We start from the raw sequence: 16,442 nt of genomic DNA, 5'->3' as shown, positions 1-16,442 counted from the left end.
CCTCGACCTGATCGGCGAGGGGCTGACCAACCGGCAGATCGGCGAGCGCATGTTCCTGGCCGAGAAGACGGTCAAGGCAAGGGGCTCGGTCTCGAAGCCGCCCGCCGCCTCGGCGCACTCGGCTGGACGATCTTCCTCGGCTCCCGCGACGAGGCCCGCGGGCAGGCCGCCGCCGCCCGGCTGGCCGAGGACGGCATCGACGTGATCATGATCCCCCTGGACGTGACCTCCGACGCGTCCGTGAACGAGGCCGCGCGGCTCGTCCGCGAGCACACCGACCACCTGGACGTGCTGGTCAACAACGCCGGCGCGCCGGGGAACGCCGTCCCGCCCGCGGACGCCACCGCCGCGGAGATCCACGCGGTCTACGACACCAACGTCTACGGCCCGGTCAGGGTCACCCACGCCTTCCTGCCGCTGCTCCAGGCCGCCGAGCACCCGCGGGTGGTGATGGTGTCCAGCGGCGGCGGCTCCTTCGCCGTCGTCACCGATCCGGACCAGCCGGTCTCGAAGATGCACGAGCTCGCCTACAGCTCCTCCAAGGCGGCCCTGAACATGATCACCGTCCGGTACGCCCACGCGCTCCCGCACATCAAGTTCAACGTCGCCACCCCCGGCGAGACAGCCAACCACAAGTTCGCCGCCACCGACATGAACCGTCACACCGGCCTGCTGACGGTCACCGAGGGCACGGACTCGATCGTCCGGCTCGCGACCCTGGGCCCCGACGGCCCGACCGGCGTCTTCGTCGACCGCCTCGGCCCGATCGCGTGGTGACCTCGGTGCGCCACCGGACCGGCCTCCCTGGTCACGAGGAGGTCCAGCCGCACGGCTACCCTGCTGGGCGTCGTACGCAAGCACCTCCGGACGGGAAGGCCGAGCAGATGAGCCGCGGTACAGGAGCCGACGCGACCGCCCCCCTGGCGGAGGAGCCGGACGTGACCGGATACCGGCCGCTGCTGTTCTCCATCGCCTACGGGATGACCGGTTCCGTGGGCGACGCCGAGGACATCGTGCAGGACGCGTTCCTCGGCCTGACCAGGGCGCGCAACGCGGGCACCGTGATCACCGAGCCGAAGGCGTACCTGACGACCGCGGTGACGCGGCTGGGCATCGACCACCTGCGCTCGGCGCGGGTGCGACGGGAGACGTACGTGGGCGAATGGTTGCCCGAGCCGGTCGTGGCGCACCCCGGCGAGCCGGGGCCGGCCGAGCACGCCGAGCTGGCCGACTCGTTGTCGATGGCGTTCCTCGTGCTGCTGGAGTCCCTGTCGCCGGTGGAACGGGCGGTGCTCATGCTGCGCGAGGTGTTCGGGTACGGCTACCAGGACGTCGCGCGGATCACCGGCAAGACCGAGGTGAACTGCCGGCAGATCCTCGCCCGCGCCAGGCAGCGCGTCGCCGCCGGCCGGCGGTCCCGCGACAACGCGCCGACCCGGGTGCGGCGGGCGGCGGGCGAGGAGCTGGCCCGCAGGTTCTTCGACGCGGCCGACGGCGGCGACCTGGACGCGCTGCTCGGCATGCTCGCGCCTGACGTGGTCCTGCACGGGGACGGCGGCGGCAAGGCCCAAGCGATGGCCAGACCGGCGGCCGGGGCGCCCCGCGTCGTCAAGATGCTGGTCGCGGGGCTGCGCCGGGTCCGCGCGCTCGGCGTCACGGTACGGACGGCCTGGGTCAACGGCCGCCCCGGCGCGGTCATGTACGACGCCGAGGGACGCGTGGCGGGCGTGGTCGAGCTGGACGTCGCCGACGGCGTGATCCAGGCGATCCACTCGGTGGTCAACCCGGACAAGCTCGCCCATCTCGGCCCGGTCTCCGACGTCGCCCGCCTCCCGGAGAAGTGAGCCGGGGGTCAGGAGGAGGCGGCGGCGGTGTAGCGGCGGGCCAGTTGGGCGAAGGCGTCCTTGAGCTCGGCGGGGCCGACGACCTCGATGTCGGCGTCGAACCTGCCGAGCGCGGCCGCCAGCCCCAGCCACGACCACGAGCCCATGACGATCCGGCAGCGGTCCGGCCCCGCCTCCTCGACGAGCCCGTCCCGGACGTAACGGGACACAACCGCCGCGGGCAGCGCGAGGATCACCTCGCCGCGGCAGGGCCAGTCGCCCGCCGCGTCCGAGCCGCGGAAGCGCGCGGTGACGAAGGCGGCCACCCCGCCGCCGGGCAGCTCGCGCGGGGTGAAGCGCGGCCCGGTGGGCGTGCGCGGCCGGATGCGGTCGGCGCGGAAGGTGCGCCAGTCCGCGCGGTCGAGGTCCCACGCGACGAGATACCAGCGGCCGCCCCAGGTGACGAGGTGGTGCGGCTCCACCCGACGGGGCGGTGGCAGCGCGCCGCCGTCGTCCGCCTCCGGCGGGTAGTCGAAGCGCAACACCTCACGGGCATGGACGGCGGCGCTGAGTGCGACGAGCACCCCACCCGCGACCTGCGGCTCGGGCCGTGCGCCCGCCCGTTCGACGGCGGTCACCTGGAGGGTGTCGATCCGGTGGCGCAGCCGTGCGGGCATGACCTGCCGGACGGTGGTGAGCGCCCGCGCCGCGGCCTCCTCGATGCCCGCCCCGGCGGTGGCGGCGATCTGGAGCGCGATGGCCAGCGCGACGGCCTGCTCGTCGTCGAACAGCAACGGCGGCAGCTCGCTGCCCGCGTCGAGCCGGTAGCCGCCGTCGGGGCCCTTGATCGCCGCGATGGGGTAGCCGAGGTCGCGCAGACGGTCGACGTCGCGGCGCACGGTGCGCGGGCTGACCTCCAGCCGTTCGGCGAGCAGCGCCCCCGGCCAGTCGCGACGCATCTGGAGCAGCGAGAGCAGGGCCAGCAGGCGTGCCGAGGTCTTCTGCATGTTTCCATGGTGCCGCAAGAAGAGGCCACAACCTGACCGCTTCCTCCGCCAGCATGGGCATCGCAACCGGGGGCCGGACGGCTCCCGGCGACCATGAGCCGAACCGGCGAGGAGCCTGCCATGTCTGTAAATGTCGTGATCCATCTGAACTTCCGGGGCGAGGCCGCCGCTGCGCTCGCGTTCTACCGGTCGGTGTTCGGCGGGGACGTCACCACCGTGACCTACGCGGACGCCGGGAACGTCCAGGACCCCGCCGACGCCGGCCGGGTGATGTGGGGCCAGGTGGCCGCGCCCGGCGGCTTCCGCCTGATGGCCTACGACGTGCCCGCCCACCTGCCCTGGGACCAGGGCGAGAACGCGTTCTTCGTCTCGCTCGGCGCGGACACGGCCGAGGAGGCCACCGCGTACTGGGAGGGGCTGGGCGCGGGCGCGACCGTCGTGCGGCCACTCGGGCCCGCGCAGTGGGTGCCGCTGCACGGCATGGTGCGCGACCGCTTCGGGGTGACCTGGATCGTCGAGCACGGCGCGTCCTGAGCGCGGCAAAAAGAGCGCCCTGAACACGGGAAGAAGAGATGACCGTTCTGAGCACCAGGGCGCTCAACCGCGCCACGCTCGCCCGCCAGTTGCTGCTCGACCGCGCCGGCCTGCCGGTCCTCGACGCAGTCGGGCATCTGTGCGGCCTGCAGGCGCAGGAGCCGCAGGAGCCCTTCACCGGGCTCTGGTCACGGCTGCGCGCCTTCGACCCGGCCGCGCTGTCGGACCTGCTGACCGGCCGGGACGTGGTCCGGACCCACCTGATGCGGCGCACCGTCCACCTGGTCACCGCCGCCGACGTCCTGACCTGGCGATCCAGGCACGACGCGATGCTGCGCCAGCGGGTGCTCGGCGTCTACCGCCGCGAGCTGGCCGGGGTGGACCTCGACGAGCTCGCGGCGGCCGGACGGGCGGTGCTGGCCGACGGCGAGCCGCGCTCGATGTCGCAGCTCGCGCGGGCGGTGGCCGATCGCTGGCCGGGGCCGGGGCCGCGGGCGCTGGGCGAGATGCTGGTCGCCGCGCTGGTCCCGATGGCGCAGCTCCCGCCGCGCGGGCTGTGGCGGACGCGGGCGGGCGTGCGCAACCTGCCGTTGTCGTCCTGGCTGGGGCGGGAGGTGGACCCGCCGTCCGCCGACGGCTCCGATCCCGTGGGGCAGGCTCTCGTACGGCGTTACCTGGCGGCGTACGGCCCCGCCGCCACGGCCGACCTGCGCGCCTGGTCCGGCCTGGCGGGCCTGCCCAAGGCCGTGGCGGCGGTACGCGACGAGCTGGTCGCCTTCCGGGACGAACGCGGCCGCGAACTGCTGGACCTGCCCGGCGCGCCGCGCCCCGACCCCGGCACGCCCGCCCCCGTGCGGTTCCTTCCGGCGTTCGACAACGCGATACTCGGCTACGACGACCGCGACCGCATCATCGACCGCGAACACCGCGGCCTGTCGGTCGCCGGCGCCCGGACGGTCCTGGTGGACGGCCGGGTCGCGGCCACCTGGACCGTCGAGGACGGCACCGTGCTCGTCACGCCGCTGCGCGGCCTGTCCCCGGCCGAGCGCGCCGCCGTCGGCGAGGAGGGAGGTGCCCTGGCGTCGTTCCTCTCCGACGGGGCCGGCGACCGCACCCGGATCCTCGGCGGCTGAACACATCCCCATAAGCTCGTCCATACTGTCAGGACCGCGGGCGCCCTGGTGACGGACGGGCCGGCGGGTAGGAGGTGGGGACGAGAGGAGCCGACACCATGAACGTGCCCGAGCACGACGCCGGGCCGCACCGGCCGCAGGACGGACGTCCCCGCGGGCTGCGCGACCTGACCCACGCGGGCGGGTACGTCGTGGACGACGGGGGCCGGATCGTCGAGGTCGCCCCGCGCACCGAGGCGCTGCTCCGCCGTCCCGCCGCCGAACTGCTCGGCGCGGACGCCCACGACCTGCTCCACCGCGGCCCGCGCGGTGAGACGCTGCCGCGCAGCCGGTGCGCGATGCGACGCCCGCTCATCACCGGCGGCACCTCCCAGGGCGAGCGCGAATGGCTGGCGTGCGGCGACGGCTCCCTGCTGCCAGCCTCCTGGCTGGTCACCCCCTGCCTGCTGGCCGACGGCAGGACCGGGGCGCTGGTGCTCTTCCACGACGCCGACGAGCCCGGCGCGCAGATCCCCGAGCCGGCGCACGAGACGTCGATGTCCGAGCTCGACCGGCTGGCCCTGCTGGCCGAGACCACCACGACGCTCACCGCCAGCCTCGACGTGGACGAGACGCTGCGCCAGCTCGTCCGCCTGGTGGTGCCGCTGCTGGCGGACTGGGTGGTGGTGGACCTGCTCACCGAGCACGGCGGCGTGACCCGCGCCGCCGTCGTCCACCACGAGGACGGCGTCCTGGTGCACCACGAGGACCTGGAGGGGCCGATGCCCGCGGTCCCCGAGGAGTCGCCGATGCCGCTGTCGCGGGCGTTGCGCGGGGTCACCGCGACGCTGGCCGGGCCGGAGACCTACCAGGGCGCGCCCGACTCCGGCATCGCGGTCTTCCAGCAGGAGCTGTTCCGCAGGACCGGCATGCACTCGGCGGGCATCGCGCCCATCCGCGGCGTGCGCGAGGTGGTCGGGGCGCTGACGCTCGGCCGCGCCGAGCGGCCCGGCGCGTTCACCACCGCCGACCTGCTGCTGGTGGAGGACATCGCCCGGCGCGCCGGGCTCGCCCTGGACAACGCCCGCCTGTACGAGCGGCAGCGCCGGGTCGCCGAGACCATGCAGCGCCACCTGCTGCCGCGCCTGCCGTCCGTGCCCGGCCTGGAGATGAGCGCCCTCTACGTGCCCGCCCCCCGCGCCTCGCAGGTCGGCGGCGACTGGTACGACGCCTTCACCATGCCCGACGGCGCCACCGCCCTGGTGATCGGCGACGTGGTCGGCCACGACCTGGAGGCCGCCGCCGGGATGGCCCAGGTCTGCAACATGCTGCGCGCCTACGCAGGCGCCGAGCAGGACCTGCCCAGCGCCATCCTCGACCGGCTCGACCGCGCGGTGGTGCGGATGGCGCAGGCCACCATGGCCACCGTCGTCCTGGCCCGGCTGGAGCACACCGACGACGGCCGCTGGCTGCTGCGCTGGAGCAACGCGGGCCATCCGCCGCCGCTGCTGGTCGAGCGCGACGGCCGTACCCGTTTCCTGGAGGAGGGCCAGGGCCTGCTGCTGGGCACCGGCATCCGCGGGGAGCGCGCCGACGCCGTCGTGGAGCTGCCGCCGGGGTCCACCCTCGTGCTCTACACCGACGGGCTGATCGAGTCCCCGAGGCATTCCCTGGACGAGGGGCTGGCCCGCCTGAGCCGGTACGCCGCCTCCCACACCCACCGGCCGCTGAACGCGCTCGGCGACATGCTGCTGGCACGCGTCCGGCCCGAGGACAACGACGACGACGTCGCCATGCTGACGCTGCGCGTGCCGCCACGCGTCAAGGCCCTGGACGGCCTGCGCGGCGGCGTGCTGAACGGCGACCGGGGCCTGCCCGCGATCTGACGACCGGCGCGCGTCACGACCGTCCGCGCCGCGCGCCCGGGCAGACGTCCCGGTAGGGCACGTCCTTCAGGTGCCGCCGCCACTCCTGCGGGCTCATCGTACGGCCCGCGCGCTCGCACACCAGGCGGGCCACGGACTCGGCGCCCACCGGGATCCGGATGATCGTCCCGGAGGTGTTGCCCGAGACGTACAGGGTCTGGTCGTCGGGGCTGAAGGCCAGCCGGTCGAGGATGCCGATGGGGAAGGAGCCGATCCGCTCCCGCGAGCCGACGTCCCAGACCTGGACGGTGTAGACGTCGTCGAACGTCTCCCCGATGGACCTGCCGATCAGCGCGAGCAGCGAGCCGTCGTGGCTGAACAGCACGGTCTCGACCTGCGCCCGGGCGGCCACGCGCAGCGCGGGCGGCAGTTCGCGGCCGCCGGCGACGTCCCACAGCTCGACCGTGGCCGAGCCGAGGGCGAGCACCTGCGCCGTGGGGCTGAGCGCGATCGCCAGGCCCGACCGGTTGAAGCCGGGGCCGACGGCCTTGCCGGTGCGCAGGTCGTAGACCTTGCCGGTGGCGGTCACCACGCCCGTGCCGTCGCGGGTGGACACGATGGTCTCGGTGGCCGTGGCCAGGGGGTGGCGGGCGAGCGTCCGGCCGGTGCCGGCGTCGAGGACGACCAGCTCGTTGCGGGCGTCCCGCTGGCTGAGCTCCTTGAGCGACAGCACCAGGCGGCGGCCGTCGGGGGTGAACGTCTTCGACAGCACGAACTGCGTGCGCGGCACGGCGTGGCGCCACAACCGGCGGCCGGTGGCGACGTCCCAGAGGCCGGCCGAGGAGTCCGCGCCCTCGGCGGACAGCCGGGCGCCCGCCGGGTCGAACAGCTGCCCGGTGACGCCCGCGCTGCCGGCCATCGGGACGCCGAGGCGGCCGCCGTCCCACACGCGGACCGGCCCCGAGTCCTTGGTGGCGGCGGCCAGGCGGCCGTCCTGGCTGAAGGCGTCCAGCTCGTAGCCCTGCGGCAGCCGGGTGAAGGGGAGGCGGGAGGTCAGGTCGGCGGTGACGGTCGAGTTGTCGAGCACGTAGCGGACGGTGTGGCCGTCGGCCTCCAGCCAGACGTCCTCGGGCTCGCCCTCGGCCTGGTAGAGGGCGACCTCGTCGCCGTCGTCGGCGTCGAGCAGGTGCAGGGTGCGGCCCTCGACGGCCAGCATCCGGCGGCCGTCGGGGCTCAGCCGCAGCCGTCCGGCCAGCGTGTCGTCCAGGGCCGACTCCTGCCAGAAGGGCCGGTCGGCGTCGGGCACCTTCCTGGCGGTGGCCAGGTCGAAGGCCGCGATGTCGCCGTTGGCGCACAGCAGCCGCCTGCTGTCCGGCGTGAACGCCACCACCGGCCCGCACGCCTTGGGCAGGCGGGTGTCCACGGTGAGGCCGGGCAGGCGGATCACCTTGAGGCCGCCCTGATTGGGCCCGACGCCCGCGATGTAGGCGCCGGAGGGCGCGATCGCCGGAGCGACGCCCGCCTCCAGCTCCGGGGTGTAGGAAGCGCCGGTCCTGGTGTCCCACAGGAAGTCCAGGGTGCTGTCGCGCATCACCGCGGCCAGGTTCTCGTTGCCGTCGAAGGCGACCTGCACGCCGGAGCTGCCCTCGCCGACGCGGTGCTCGCGCAGCTTGGCGCCCGTCCTGGCGTCCCAGGCGTAGGCCGTGTCCCTGCTGACCACCACCAGCGTGCGCCCGCTCGGGCTGAGCGCCGCCGCCGACGGCAGCGCGTCCAGGCCCCGCGGCCACCGCCAGAACGCGGTCTGCCGCCCGGAGGGCACGTCGTAGACCCGCACGCCGTCCTCGCCGGCGATGGCCCGGACGCGCCCGCCGGCCGCCGACGCCGACGCCGAGACGCCCTTGCCGCCGGGGTCGCGGAAGACGGCGCTCTCCGGCATCGTCAGCGAGGTCGTCAGGCTCCGCCGGGTGCCGGGAGTGGGGGCCAGCCGCCAGCCTGCCACGCTGAGCAGCATCGCCGTGACCGGGTCGCTCGTCCGCAGCCGGTCGGCCTCGGCGGCGGCCTGCCGCCCGACCGCCTGGTCGCGCTGCCGGCCCGCCAGGCTGCTCTGCTCGGTCACCTGCCTGCCGCGCAGCACGGCGAGGCCGCCCGCGGCCAGCGCCACCACCAGCAGCCCGGCCAGCGCGGCCGTGGTCAGCCGCCGGCGGCGCACGCGCCGCCTGGCCAGGCCGGTGCCCGCGGCCAGGAAGTCACGTTCGAGCGGGGTCAGCGTGATGTGCCTGCGGCCGGTGGCGGCCCAGGTCAGCGCCTGGTCGAGGCGGCTGCCCTGGAGCAGGTCGCCGTCCTTGCGGCCGTTGCCGGCCCACTGGCGGGCGGCGTCGCTGAGCTGGCCGAGCACGGCGAGCCCGTCGCGGTCGCCGTCCACCCAGACGCGCAGCCGCGGCCAGGCGCGCAGCAGCGCGGGACGCGACAGCGCCACCGCCTCGTTCTTCTGCGTCACCAGGTAGGAGAACACCTGGAGGATGTGCTCGATCGCGCGCGTCTCCCCCTCGGAGCGCCCGGCCAGCAGGTCCTCCTTCAACGCCCAGCGCACGGCCTCGTGCCCGTCCTCGGTGACCGTCACCAGGCGCAGGAACACCTCGGCGGCCAGCTCGCGCTCCTCGGGCGCGAGCGCGCCGTAGGCGTCCTCGGCGATCGTGCCGAGCGCCGGGTCGCCCTGCTCGGGCACGTGCACGCCCCTGGCGGCGCGGCTGCCCGCCGTCAGCAGCCCGCGGGTGTCGGCGCTGTTGCCGCTGACCAGGGCGAGCAGCAGGTCGCGGGCGGTGGGACGGGCCGCCGGGTCCTTCTCCAGCGCGGCCGACACCAGCGAGGCCAGCCGGGGCGGCAGCCCGCTCAGGTCGGGCTGGCTCGACAACACCCGGTGCATGACCCCGCCGAGGTTGTCGGCGCGGAACGGGTCCTCGCCCGTGGCGGCGAACACGATGATCGCGCCCCAGGCGAACACGTCGGCGGGCGCGCCCGCCCGCTGCCCGGTGAACACCTCGGGCGCCATGTACGTGGGCGTGCCGGCCACCTCGCCGGTCCTGGTCAGCGACATGTCCAGGGTGCGCGCGACCCCGAAGTCGATCACCCGCGGGCCGTCGGTGCCCAGCAGCACGTTGTCCGGCTTCAGGTCCCGGTGGATCACGCCCGCGTCGTGCACGGCGGTCAGGGCGGTGGCGATCGCCGTGGCCAGCCGGTGCAGGTCGTCCCCGGCGAACCGGCGTCCCTGCTCGACCGCCCGGCGCAGGCTGGGGCCCGGCACGTACTCGCTGACGATGTACGGCCTGCTGCCCGACAGGTCGCAGTCGAGCACCCGCGCCGTGCAGAACGACGCCACCCGCCCGGCGGCGGCCGCCTCCTTGGCGAACCGCTCACGGCTCACCGGGCTGTCGGCCATGTGCAGGACTTTGAGCGCGACTCGGCGGCCTTCGGGGTCGTAGGCGTCGTACACCACCCCCTGGCCCCCGGACCCGAGCCGTCCGGCCAGCCAGTATTGCCCTATACGCTGCGGTTCTCCGGCGTTCGACGCTTCCACGGCGTGTTAGATGCCCTCTCCGGTCGCAAAGTTCCCCTCGCGCAGGTAGGCGTCCAGCGCGCCGGCGGCGGTGAGCATGGCCAGGCCCCTGGCCGTGAGCCGGTCGTGCCAGTCGCGCAGCGTCGCCTGCAGGGGTTCCATGCCGCCCGCCGCGCGCACCTGCTCCAGCACCTGCCGGATCTGCTCCAGCCCGTAGCCGCCGCGCCGCAACTGGTGGGCCAGCAGCACGTCGCGGACGTCGGCGGCGGTGTAGACCCGGTAGCCGGTACGCGGGTCGCGCCGGGGCACGGTCAGCCCGGCCCGCTCCCACTTGCGCAACGTCGCCGGCTTGATGCGCAGCCGGCGGGCCAGCGGGCCGATGAACGTCACGCCCGGCTCCGGCTCGCGCGGCGGCGCCAGGTCGCGCAGCGCGCGTTCGACGGCCTCCAGCGTGCCGCGATCCTCGGCGAGCTGGGCGTGGCCGTCGTCGATCAGGCGCAGCGCCTCCTCGACGCCGCCGCCGTTGACGGCCCGCATGATCGCCGTCGCGGTCGCGTGCCCGTGGGCGGGGATCAACGCCAGGAACGTCCGCAGCGCCGCCGCGTGGCGCGGGGTGTAGACGCGGTAGCCGTGCGGGGAGCGCTTGGACGGCGGCAGGATCTCCGCGTCCTCGTAGTTGCGCACCGCCTGCGTGGACAGGCCGTGCTCGCGCGCCAGGTCGATGGGCCGCATGTTGAAGGTATGCCCTCCTGCCCGCTGGGGAGATCGGCCAGAAGTCTACACTAGAAGTTCAACGATACGGTTGAAGGCATGACGACCTCGATCCGGGACGCCGCCCAGGCGTTCACCGGCGGCGCCCTCGCCGCGCTGCTGCCCCCCGGCGTCCGCGTGCTGGGCCTGGGCGAGCCCACGCATGGCGTCGAAGCCTTCCTGGAGCTGCGCAACGAGCTCTTCCGTCACCTCGTGGAGCACGAGGGCTACCGGTCGATCGCCATCGAGAGCGACTGCCTGGCCGGCCTGACCGCCGACGCGTACGTCACCGGCGGCGACGTCACCCTCGACGAGGCGATGAGCCGCGGCTTCAGCCACGGGTTCGGCGCCTCGCCCGCCAACCGCGAGCTCCTGCGCTGGATGCGGGCCCGCAACGAGCGGTCCGCGCCGCGCGACCGGCTGCGCTTCGACGGCTTCGACGCCCCGGTCGAGATCACCGGCCCGGCCGCCCCACGCCCTGCCCTGACCGCCCTGTACGACCACCTGGCCCCCCACCTCGACCTGCCCCTGACCCGCGACGCCCTCGACGCGCTGCTCGGCCCCGACGAACGCTGGACCGATCCGGCCGCCCTCACCGACCCCTCCCGGTCGATCGGCGGCACGCCGGAGGTCAAGGAACTCCGCCTGATCGCCGACGACCTGGGCGTGCTGCTGACCGCGCACGCCCCCCGTCTGGCGGCCGTCACGTCCGAGGGCGACCGTTGGCGGGCCGGCCTGTACGTCCGCACCGCCTCCGGGCTGCTGCGCTACCACGCCGCCATGGCCGACCCCTCGCCCGCCCGCCTCGGCGCGCTCATGAGCCTGCGCGACACGATGATGGCCGGCAACCTCGACGCGATCGTCCGGCGCGAGGAGCGCCGGGGCCCGACCCTCGTCTTCGCCCACAACCGCCACCTGCAGCGCGACGAGAGCCGGCTGTGGTTCGCGGGCGAGCCGCTGCGATGGTGGAGCGCGGGCGCCGTCCTCGCCGCCGATCTCGGCGACCGGTACGCCTTCGCCGCCGCCGGGTTCGGCTCGCGGGGCGCCGACGTGCCCGCGCCCGGCACCCTCGAAGGCATCCTGTCGGCCCTGCCCGAGGACCGCGTCGTCGTGGACCCCCGCCGCCTGGCCGGGGCGCTCGGCGGCACGCCGGCGCCCCGCGTCCCGGCGGACCACACCTACCTGTCCCTCGACCCCGCCACCGTCCACCAGGCGGACGCGATCGTCTTCCTCAAGGAGATCTGAGCTCAGCCGCCCTTCGCGACGGCCGTCCCGAGGTCCGCCGGGCGGGCGATGAACCGGTGGGCGCGCGCCAGGTCGGCGATCCGCTGCAGCTCCGCGAGGTCCAGCTCGGCGGGGAAGGAGCCGATCTCGGCTTGTGCCGCCGCCGCCCCGGTGATCTTCGTGTAGCTGGTCAGCGCGTCGCGTACCTGCCGGGGGTCGGTCGCGATCAGGTGTTGCGCCTTGGTCAGCGCGCGCCGGAAGGCCGCCAGCGTGCGGGGGTTCTCCCTGATCCACCGGTCGGTGGCCGACATGCCGGCGGTGTACAGGTTCGCGAACCCGCGGGTCATCGGGTCCTCCACGATCCGCGCGCGCCCGGTCTCACGGCCGACAGTGACGTACGGCTCCACCAGCAGCGCGGCGTCGACCTGCCCCTTGTCCATGGCGAGGAGCATCTCGGGGTAGGGCTTCTCGACCAGCAGGACGTCCCGGAACGTGAGCCCGGCCCGCTTCAGCGCGGCCTCCAGCGCCAATGGCCCGAGCCCCTTGAGGTTCGGGACCGCGATCTTCTTCCTCCTGAGGTCGGCCACGGTCCGGGTCCTCGACCTGGGGTGCACGGCGATCGCGAAGCTCCCGGGCGCGGCCCGGTGCAGGCCGGAGACGATCCGCAAGGACTTGCCGCCCTCGTTCATCTTGAAGAGCGAGGCGTAGTCGGTCTGCGCCAGGTCCAGCCTGCCCAGGTCGAGCTCCGGGGCCGCCGCGGCGGCCCCGGAGACGATCTGCGGGACGACCGTCAGCCCCTCCTCCCTGAAGTAGCCCTGGCCCAGCGCGACGAACACCGGCGCCGACTCCACACTCGCCACCACGCCGACCTCGACGACGGACCGCTCGGGCGGCTGGGCCGGGCGCACGGCGGCGCGTGGCTCGCCGGGCAGCGCCCGCACGCCGACGGTGGCGGCGAGCACGACGACGACCACCACCACGGCGGCGGCCAGGGCCATGACGTTGCGCCGCCTGCGGTGATGGGCTTCGAACGCCCTGGTCGCCAGGTCGCGCTCCGGCATGTCCTCCGCGATGCGGCCGAGCTGATCTCCGAGCCAGGTCATCGGCGTGCCCCCTCACTGTGGGCCGGGTCGTCCAGGACGGGCAGTCTGGGCCCCAGCTCGGGGGCCAGCGTCCGCAGGCGGGCCAGCGCGTGGTGCGCCTGGCTCTTGACGGTGCCGACCGAGCAACCCAGCAGGTCGGCGACCTCGCGCTCGGTCCGGTCCTCGTAGAAGCGCAGGACGAGCACGGCGCGCTGCTTGGGCGTCAGCCGCATGAGCGCCTGGCGCAGCACGATCCGCAGCACGGCGGAGTCATCGCTCACGTACGCGCGGTCGGGCGGCTCGGCGCTCGGCACCTCGTGCGAGCTGCGGCGACGTCGCCACGAGATGTACTGGTTCACCATCGTCTTGCGCGCGTAGGCGTCAAGGTTGCCGACGTGGCGTAACCTCGACCACCGCCCGATCATCCGGACGAACACGCTCTGGAGGAGGTCCTCCGCGAGGTGGACCTCTCCGGTGAGCAGGTAGGCCAGGCGCGTCAACGGGCGTTGGTGAGCATCAACGAACGCCCGGAAGGCGGTGTCGCGATCCAACGTCTCTCCTTAGTCTCGATGCCCTCCAGACGCTGTGGGCGTGGCGAAAGGTTGGCACCCATGAGAAGCGTGTGACGGGCCCCTGCCGCCGCGGTTCATTTATCGGTATTTAATAAATGATGTCGTCAAGGCGCATTCTCCTCGCATGGCGGCGCGCGATACACGCTCGTTAAAGTCGGGGTAACGTCAGGCTCCACGGATTCCCCGACCAGAGGACGAGCCTATGAACTGCGGTCACTGCGACAGCCCCAACCTCGCCGATTCCCAGGTCTGCGCGAATTGTGGCCGCCATTTCCAGGGCGATCGCCCGGCCGCGACGGAAGTCACCCGATATCTCTGCATCGCCATGATGCTCGACGCGAAAGTGCGTAATTCCACCATTCGCTCGATTCTTCATGACCGCTTCCGCGCCGTCGCCCAGTCCCCCGGCGTCGACCTGGCCACGATGCTCAAGTACGGCCTGATGGCCCGAAGACGCCAGCATGTGCGCGACGCCGTGCTGGCCGTGCTCGCCGTGGCCACCCTGGCCCTGCTGTCCAGCCCGCTCGTCCTGCTCCCGACCTTCCTGGCCTGGCTCGTCGTCTTCGCCGAGCTCTACGACGCCCACGAGTCGGTCATCCTGACCAGGCTGACCCGCGACTCCTTCGACCCGGCCGAGGCGCCGCTGCCCAGCTCGCCCGCGCTGCGCGACCATCTGGTGGACATCGCCGACCGCGGCGCCGGGAACGTCACGGTGTTCGCCGACTACTCCCCTTTCGTCGGCTACGGCAGCAGGATCAACAACTGGTCGTTCACCATGAACGTCGCCAAGGCCCGACCCGGCGAGACGGTCGTGCCCTTCGCGGTCGGCGAGCTCTACGACCGGGTGGCCGCCGAGATCGCCGCCCTCGGCCTGCCCGGTCTCACCGTCGGCGACAAGCTCTTCGTCAACGGCCTCGACCTGCGTTACGAGACCGACCCCGAGCTCCAGGCCGCCGTGCTGCCCGACGCCCTCCTGCCGCCGGTGCCGACGGTGAGCGAGCGGTTCATCCACCAGCTGCGCGACAACCCGCGCACGCGGGCCCGCCCCTACCTCACGGTGAGCGTGACCGGCTGGGAGGGCGAGGTGGTGATCTCGATCTTCCTGCGGTTCGTGCTGCTCGCCGAGAAGGGCATGATGTTCACCGAGGCCGGCTACTCGCTGCTGCCGCCGCTGCGGGAGGCCTACCGCGACGTCGACCGGCTGGTCAACTGCGCGCCCTCGGAGCGGATGGCCCGCATCGCGCTGTCGGCGCTGCGGCGCACCGCCGCGGGGCTGGTGCTGGCCCTGCCCAACACCCTCGCCGCGCTCTCGGAGCCGAGAAGGCGCAGGCGGCAGCAGAAGGCGAGCATCAAGGCCATCCGCGGCCACACCTTCAACTACGGCGCGGCCTACAACCCCCGCGAGCACGCCACCGACCACCTCTACCACCGCTACTTCCAGCAGCTCGACAAGGAGATGTACGTCAAGGCCGCCGAGCAGCGCATCATGGACGCCGTCGCCGACTTCCTGGAGGAGCACAACGTCGACGTGAGCGACCTGCGCGACCGCCAGACGACCATCCTGAACAACGGCATCTTCGTCACCGGCCAGGCCCAGGTCACCGGGGCCAGCATGGCGGCCGGCACGGGCGCGGTCGCGCGGGTGGAGAGCCGCATCAGGCAGGGGGTCGGCCAGGCCGCCGCGGCGGCGCAGCGCCGGACCCCGGCAGGGTGACCCGATCCCCGAACGGGGCCGAACGCTCATCGCGTGTCGCGCAGCCCCAGGATGTAGGTCGCGGTGAGCGCGACGGCGCGGTCGTCGTCCTGCGCCAGGTCGGCGAGGGCGCGTGCCGCGGCGGCTCCCGGGATGTCGGCGAGCGCCTGCGTCAGCCGCCGGCGCGCGGACGGCTCGGCGCCACGCCGGGCGAGGCGGTCCACGAGCCCGGCGGCGATCGGGTCCGCCGCGCCGGGGCGGCCCGCCAGCGTGCTCAGGGCGTCGGCCGCGTCGACATCGTTCGTCCCCTCGACGACCATGTCGATGAGCGTGGGGATGGCGTCGTCCACGCCGCGTGCCCCGAGCGCCAGGGCCGCGTAGCGGCGGACCACGACGTCGGGGCTGGTCAGGGCGTCCCGGAGCAGGGCGGTCGCCGTGGCGTCCGGGAGCTCGGCGATCGACTGGACCGCGCGCTTGCGCACCTCGGCCGCCGGTGCGTGCAGACCCTGAGCCAGCAGCGCGGCGGCGCCCTCGCCCGACTGCGCCAGAGCCCATCGCAGGGCTCCGGCGACGTTCGGGTCGCTCTCGCCCAGCGCCGCCTCGACCAGCGCCTCCACCGGGACCTCGGCGACCGCGGACAGCGCCGCGCTCTGGCGCCGGCCGGCGTTCTTCGACCCGAGCCCCTGCAGGAGGGAGACGACCTGGAGCACGTCGTCCCAGCCGGCGGGGTCGGCGGCGTCGATCCGGCGCAAGCGCGTGAGCAGCTCCGTCTCGGCCGCGATGCGCTCCCGGGTGCGCCGGATGAGGTCCTCGACGAGCCCGGACGGCGTGAAGCCCGGATCGTCGAGCGCCCGTCCGACGTCACGCAGCGACAGGCCCAGCGACCGCAGGCTCTCGATGTGGAAGATCCGCCGGATGTCCTCGCCGGAGTACTCGCGATAGCCGGCGTGACTGCGGCCCGTCGGGCGCACCAGCCCGAGCGCGTCGTAGTGGCGCAGCATGCGGGCGCTCACCCCGGACCGTCGCGCGACGTCGCCGATCAGCACAGCCCATCATCCCTCCTGGCCGCCGGCGCCGAGGGCCACGACGCGCTTCGCCTCCTCGATCGCGAACTCGAATCCGGCCTCCGGGTCGCGCAGCAGCCGTTCCGTGGCCCCGGCGTGCGTGCGCACGCCGGGATCCGGGTCGGCCATCGCGGCCCGCAGCACCGGCTCGATCACCTCGCCG

General features: G+C 74.1%; 14 protein-coding genes. 8 read left to right on the top strand and 6 right to left on the bottom strand.

Annotation, left to right across the window (positions count from 1 at the left end; genetic code table 11):
- From ACWCSD_RS29535 to ACWCSD_RS29525, 3 genes are all read left to right on the top strand, one after another.
- A partial coding sequence (locus ACWCSD_RS29535; protein WP_449919645.1) for a LuxR C-terminal-related transcriptional regulator occupies positions 1-205 on the top strand: 205 nt, incomplete at its 5' end.
- Positions 130-777 carry an SDR family NAD(P)-dependent oxidoreductase gene (locus tag ACWCSD_RS29530; RefSeq protein WP_449919642.1) on the top strand — a complete coding sequence of 216 codons (648 nt, stop codon included), beginning with the start codon at positions 130-132 and terminating at the stop codon, positions 775-777. The genes ACWCSD_RS29535 and ACWCSD_RS29530, both read left to right, overlap by 76 nt.
- Positions 778-938: 161 nt before the next feature.
- Positions 939-1,844 (top strand): RNA polymerase sigma-70 factor, encoded by a 906-nt coding sequence (locus ACWCSD_RS29525; protein ID WP_449919640.1) that lies wholly within the window; start codon positions 939-941, stop codon positions 1,842-1,844.
- 8 nt (positions 1,845-1,852) lie between these two features.
- Here the strand turns inward: ACWCSD_RS29525 and ACWCSD_RS29520 are convergent, their stop codons facing one another.
- Complete coding sequence (locus tag ACWCSD_RS29520; protein WP_397156989.1) at positions 1,853-2,830, bottom strand: helix-turn-helix transcriptional regulator; 978 nt, start codon at positions 2,828-2,830, stop codon at positions 1,853-1,855.
- A gap of 120 nt (positions 2,831-2,950) precedes the next feature.
- Here ACWCSD_RS29520 and ACWCSD_RS29515 point away from each other — a divergent pair, with 120 nt between their 5' ends.
- The 3 genes from ACWCSD_RS29515 (at position 2,951) to ACWCSD_RS29505 (ending at position 6,362) form a co-directional block, all read left to right on the top strand.
- On the top strand, positions 2,951-3,364 hold the full coding sequence (locus tag ACWCSD_RS29515) for a VOC family protein (protein ID WP_397211633.1): 414 nt from the start codon (positions 2,951-2,953) through the stop codon (positions 3,362-3,364).
- Positions 3,365-3,402: 38 nt separating this feature from the next.
- Entirely contained in the window at positions 3,403-4,497 is a 1,095-nt protein-coding gene (locus ACWCSD_RS29510) for a winged helix DNA-binding domain-containing protein (RefSeq protein ID WP_397156992.1), read from the top strand.
- A gap of 98 nt (positions 4,498-4,595) precedes the next feature.
- Positions 4,596-6,362 (top strand): SpoIIE family protein phosphatase, encoded by a 1,767-nt coding sequence (locus ACWCSD_RS29505; RefSeq protein WP_397156994.1) that lies wholly within the window; start codon positions 4,596-4,598, stop codon positions 6,360-6,362.
- A 13-nt stretch (positions 6,363-6,375) separates the two neighbouring features.
- On the opposite strand, the gene ACWCSD_RS29500 is transcribed toward ACWCSD_RS29505, so the two are convergent.
- Both ACWCSD_RS29500 and ACWCSD_RS29495 read right to left on the bottom strand, forming a co-directional pair.
- Positions 6,376-9,915 carry a WD40 repeat domain-containing serine/threonine protein kinase gene (locus ACWCSD_RS29500; protein ID WP_449919636.1) on the bottom strand — a complete coding sequence of 1,180 codons (3,540 nt, stop codon included), beginning with the start codon at positions 9,913-9,915 and terminating at the stop codon, positions 6,376-6,378.
- Between the two features lie 6 nt (positions 9,916-9,921).
- Complete coding sequence (locus ACWCSD_RS29495) at positions 9,922-10,626, bottom strand: TioE family transcriptional regulator (protein ID WP_449919633.1); 705 nt, start codon at positions 10,624-10,626, stop codon at positions 9,922-9,924.
- Between the two features lie 78 nt (positions 10,627-10,704).
- On the opposite strand from ACWCSD_RS29495, the gene ACWCSD_RS29490 reads away from it, so the two are divergent.
- The gene (locus ACWCSD_RS29490; RefSeq protein ID WP_397156999.1) at positions 10,705-11,889 is read left to right on the top strand and encodes an erythromycin esterase family protein; all 1,185 of its coding nucleotides are present in this window, start codon (positions 10,705-10,707) and stop codon (positions 11,887-11,889) included.
- Between the two features lie 2 nt (positions 11,890-11,891).
- On the opposite strand, the gene ACWCSD_RS29485 is transcribed toward ACWCSD_RS29490, so the two are convergent.
- Both ACWCSD_RS29485 and ACWCSD_RS29480 read right to left on the bottom strand, forming a co-directional pair.
- A complete protein-coding gene (locus ACWCSD_RS29485) occupies positions 11,892-12,971 on the bottom strand; it encodes an ABC transporter substrate-binding protein (RefSeq protein ID WP_449919629.1) in 1,080 nt (359 codons plus the stop codon).
- Entirely contained in the window at positions 12,968-13,501 is a 534-nt protein-coding gene (locus tag ACWCSD_RS29480) for a SigE family RNA polymerase sigma factor (RefSeq protein WP_397157003.1), read from the bottom strand. The genes ACWCSD_RS29485 and ACWCSD_RS29480 overlap by 4 nt, the downstream gene beginning before the upstream one ends.
- A 364-nt stretch (positions 13,502-13,865) precedes the next feature.
- Between ACWCSD_RS29480 and ACWCSD_RS29475 the strand changes: the two genes are divergently transcribed.
- Positions 13,866-15,236, top strand: a complete 1,371-nt coding sequence (locus ACWCSD_RS29475; protein WP_449919626.1) for a hypothetical protein — start codon at positions 13,866-13,868, stop codon at positions 15,234-15,236.
- Between the two features lie 26 nt (positions 15,237-15,262).
- On the opposite strand, the gene ACWCSD_RS29470 is transcribed toward ACWCSD_RS29475, so the two are convergent.
- Positions 15,263-16,261, bottom strand: coding sequence for a HEAT repeat domain-containing protein (locus tag ACWCSD_RS29470; RefSeq protein ID WP_449919623.1), 999 nt, complete (start codon positions 16,259-16,261; stop codon positions 15,263-15,265).
- Between the last annotated feature and the right edge of the window lie 181 nt (positions 16,262-16,442).

The sequence above is a fragment of the Nonomuraea sp. NPDC001684 genome (genome assembly GCF_053596515.1).
The sequence above is the reverse complement of the archived record's forward strand: the minus strand, read 5'-3'. Positions and strand labels throughout refer to the sequence as shown.

Excerpts from the sequence above, each read along its gene's own strand:
- ACWCSD_RS29520 (WP_397156989.1), bottom strand. The coding sequence starts at position 2,830 with ATGCAGAAGACCTCGGCACGCCTGCTGGCCCTGCTCTCGCTGCTCCAG.
- ACWCSD_RS29515 (WP_397211633.1), top strand. The coding sequence starts at position 2,951 with ATGTCTGTAAATGTCGTGATCCATCTGAACTTCCGGGGCGAGGCCGCC.
- ACWCSD_RS29510 (WP_397156992.1), top strand. The coding sequence starts at position 3,403 with ATGACCGTTCTGAGCACCAGGGCGCTCAACCGCGCCACGCTCGCCCGC.
- ACWCSD_RS29505 (WP_397156994.1), top strand. The coding sequence starts at position 4,596 with ATGAACGTGCCCGAGCACGACGCCGGGCCGCACCGGCCGCAGGACGGA.
- ACWCSD_RS29495 (WP_449919633.1), bottom strand. The coding sequence starts at position 10,626 with ATGCGGCCCATCGACCTGGCGCGCGAGCACGGCCTGTCCACGCAGGCG.
- ACWCSD_RS29490 (WP_397156999.1), top strand. The coding sequence starts at position 10,705 with ATGACGACCTCGATCCGGGACGCCGCCCAGGCGTTCACCGGCGGCGCC.
- ACWCSD_RS29485 (WP_449919629.1), bottom strand. The coding sequence starts at position 12,971 with ATGACCTGGCTCGGAGATCAGCTCGGCCGCATCGCGGAGGACATGCCG.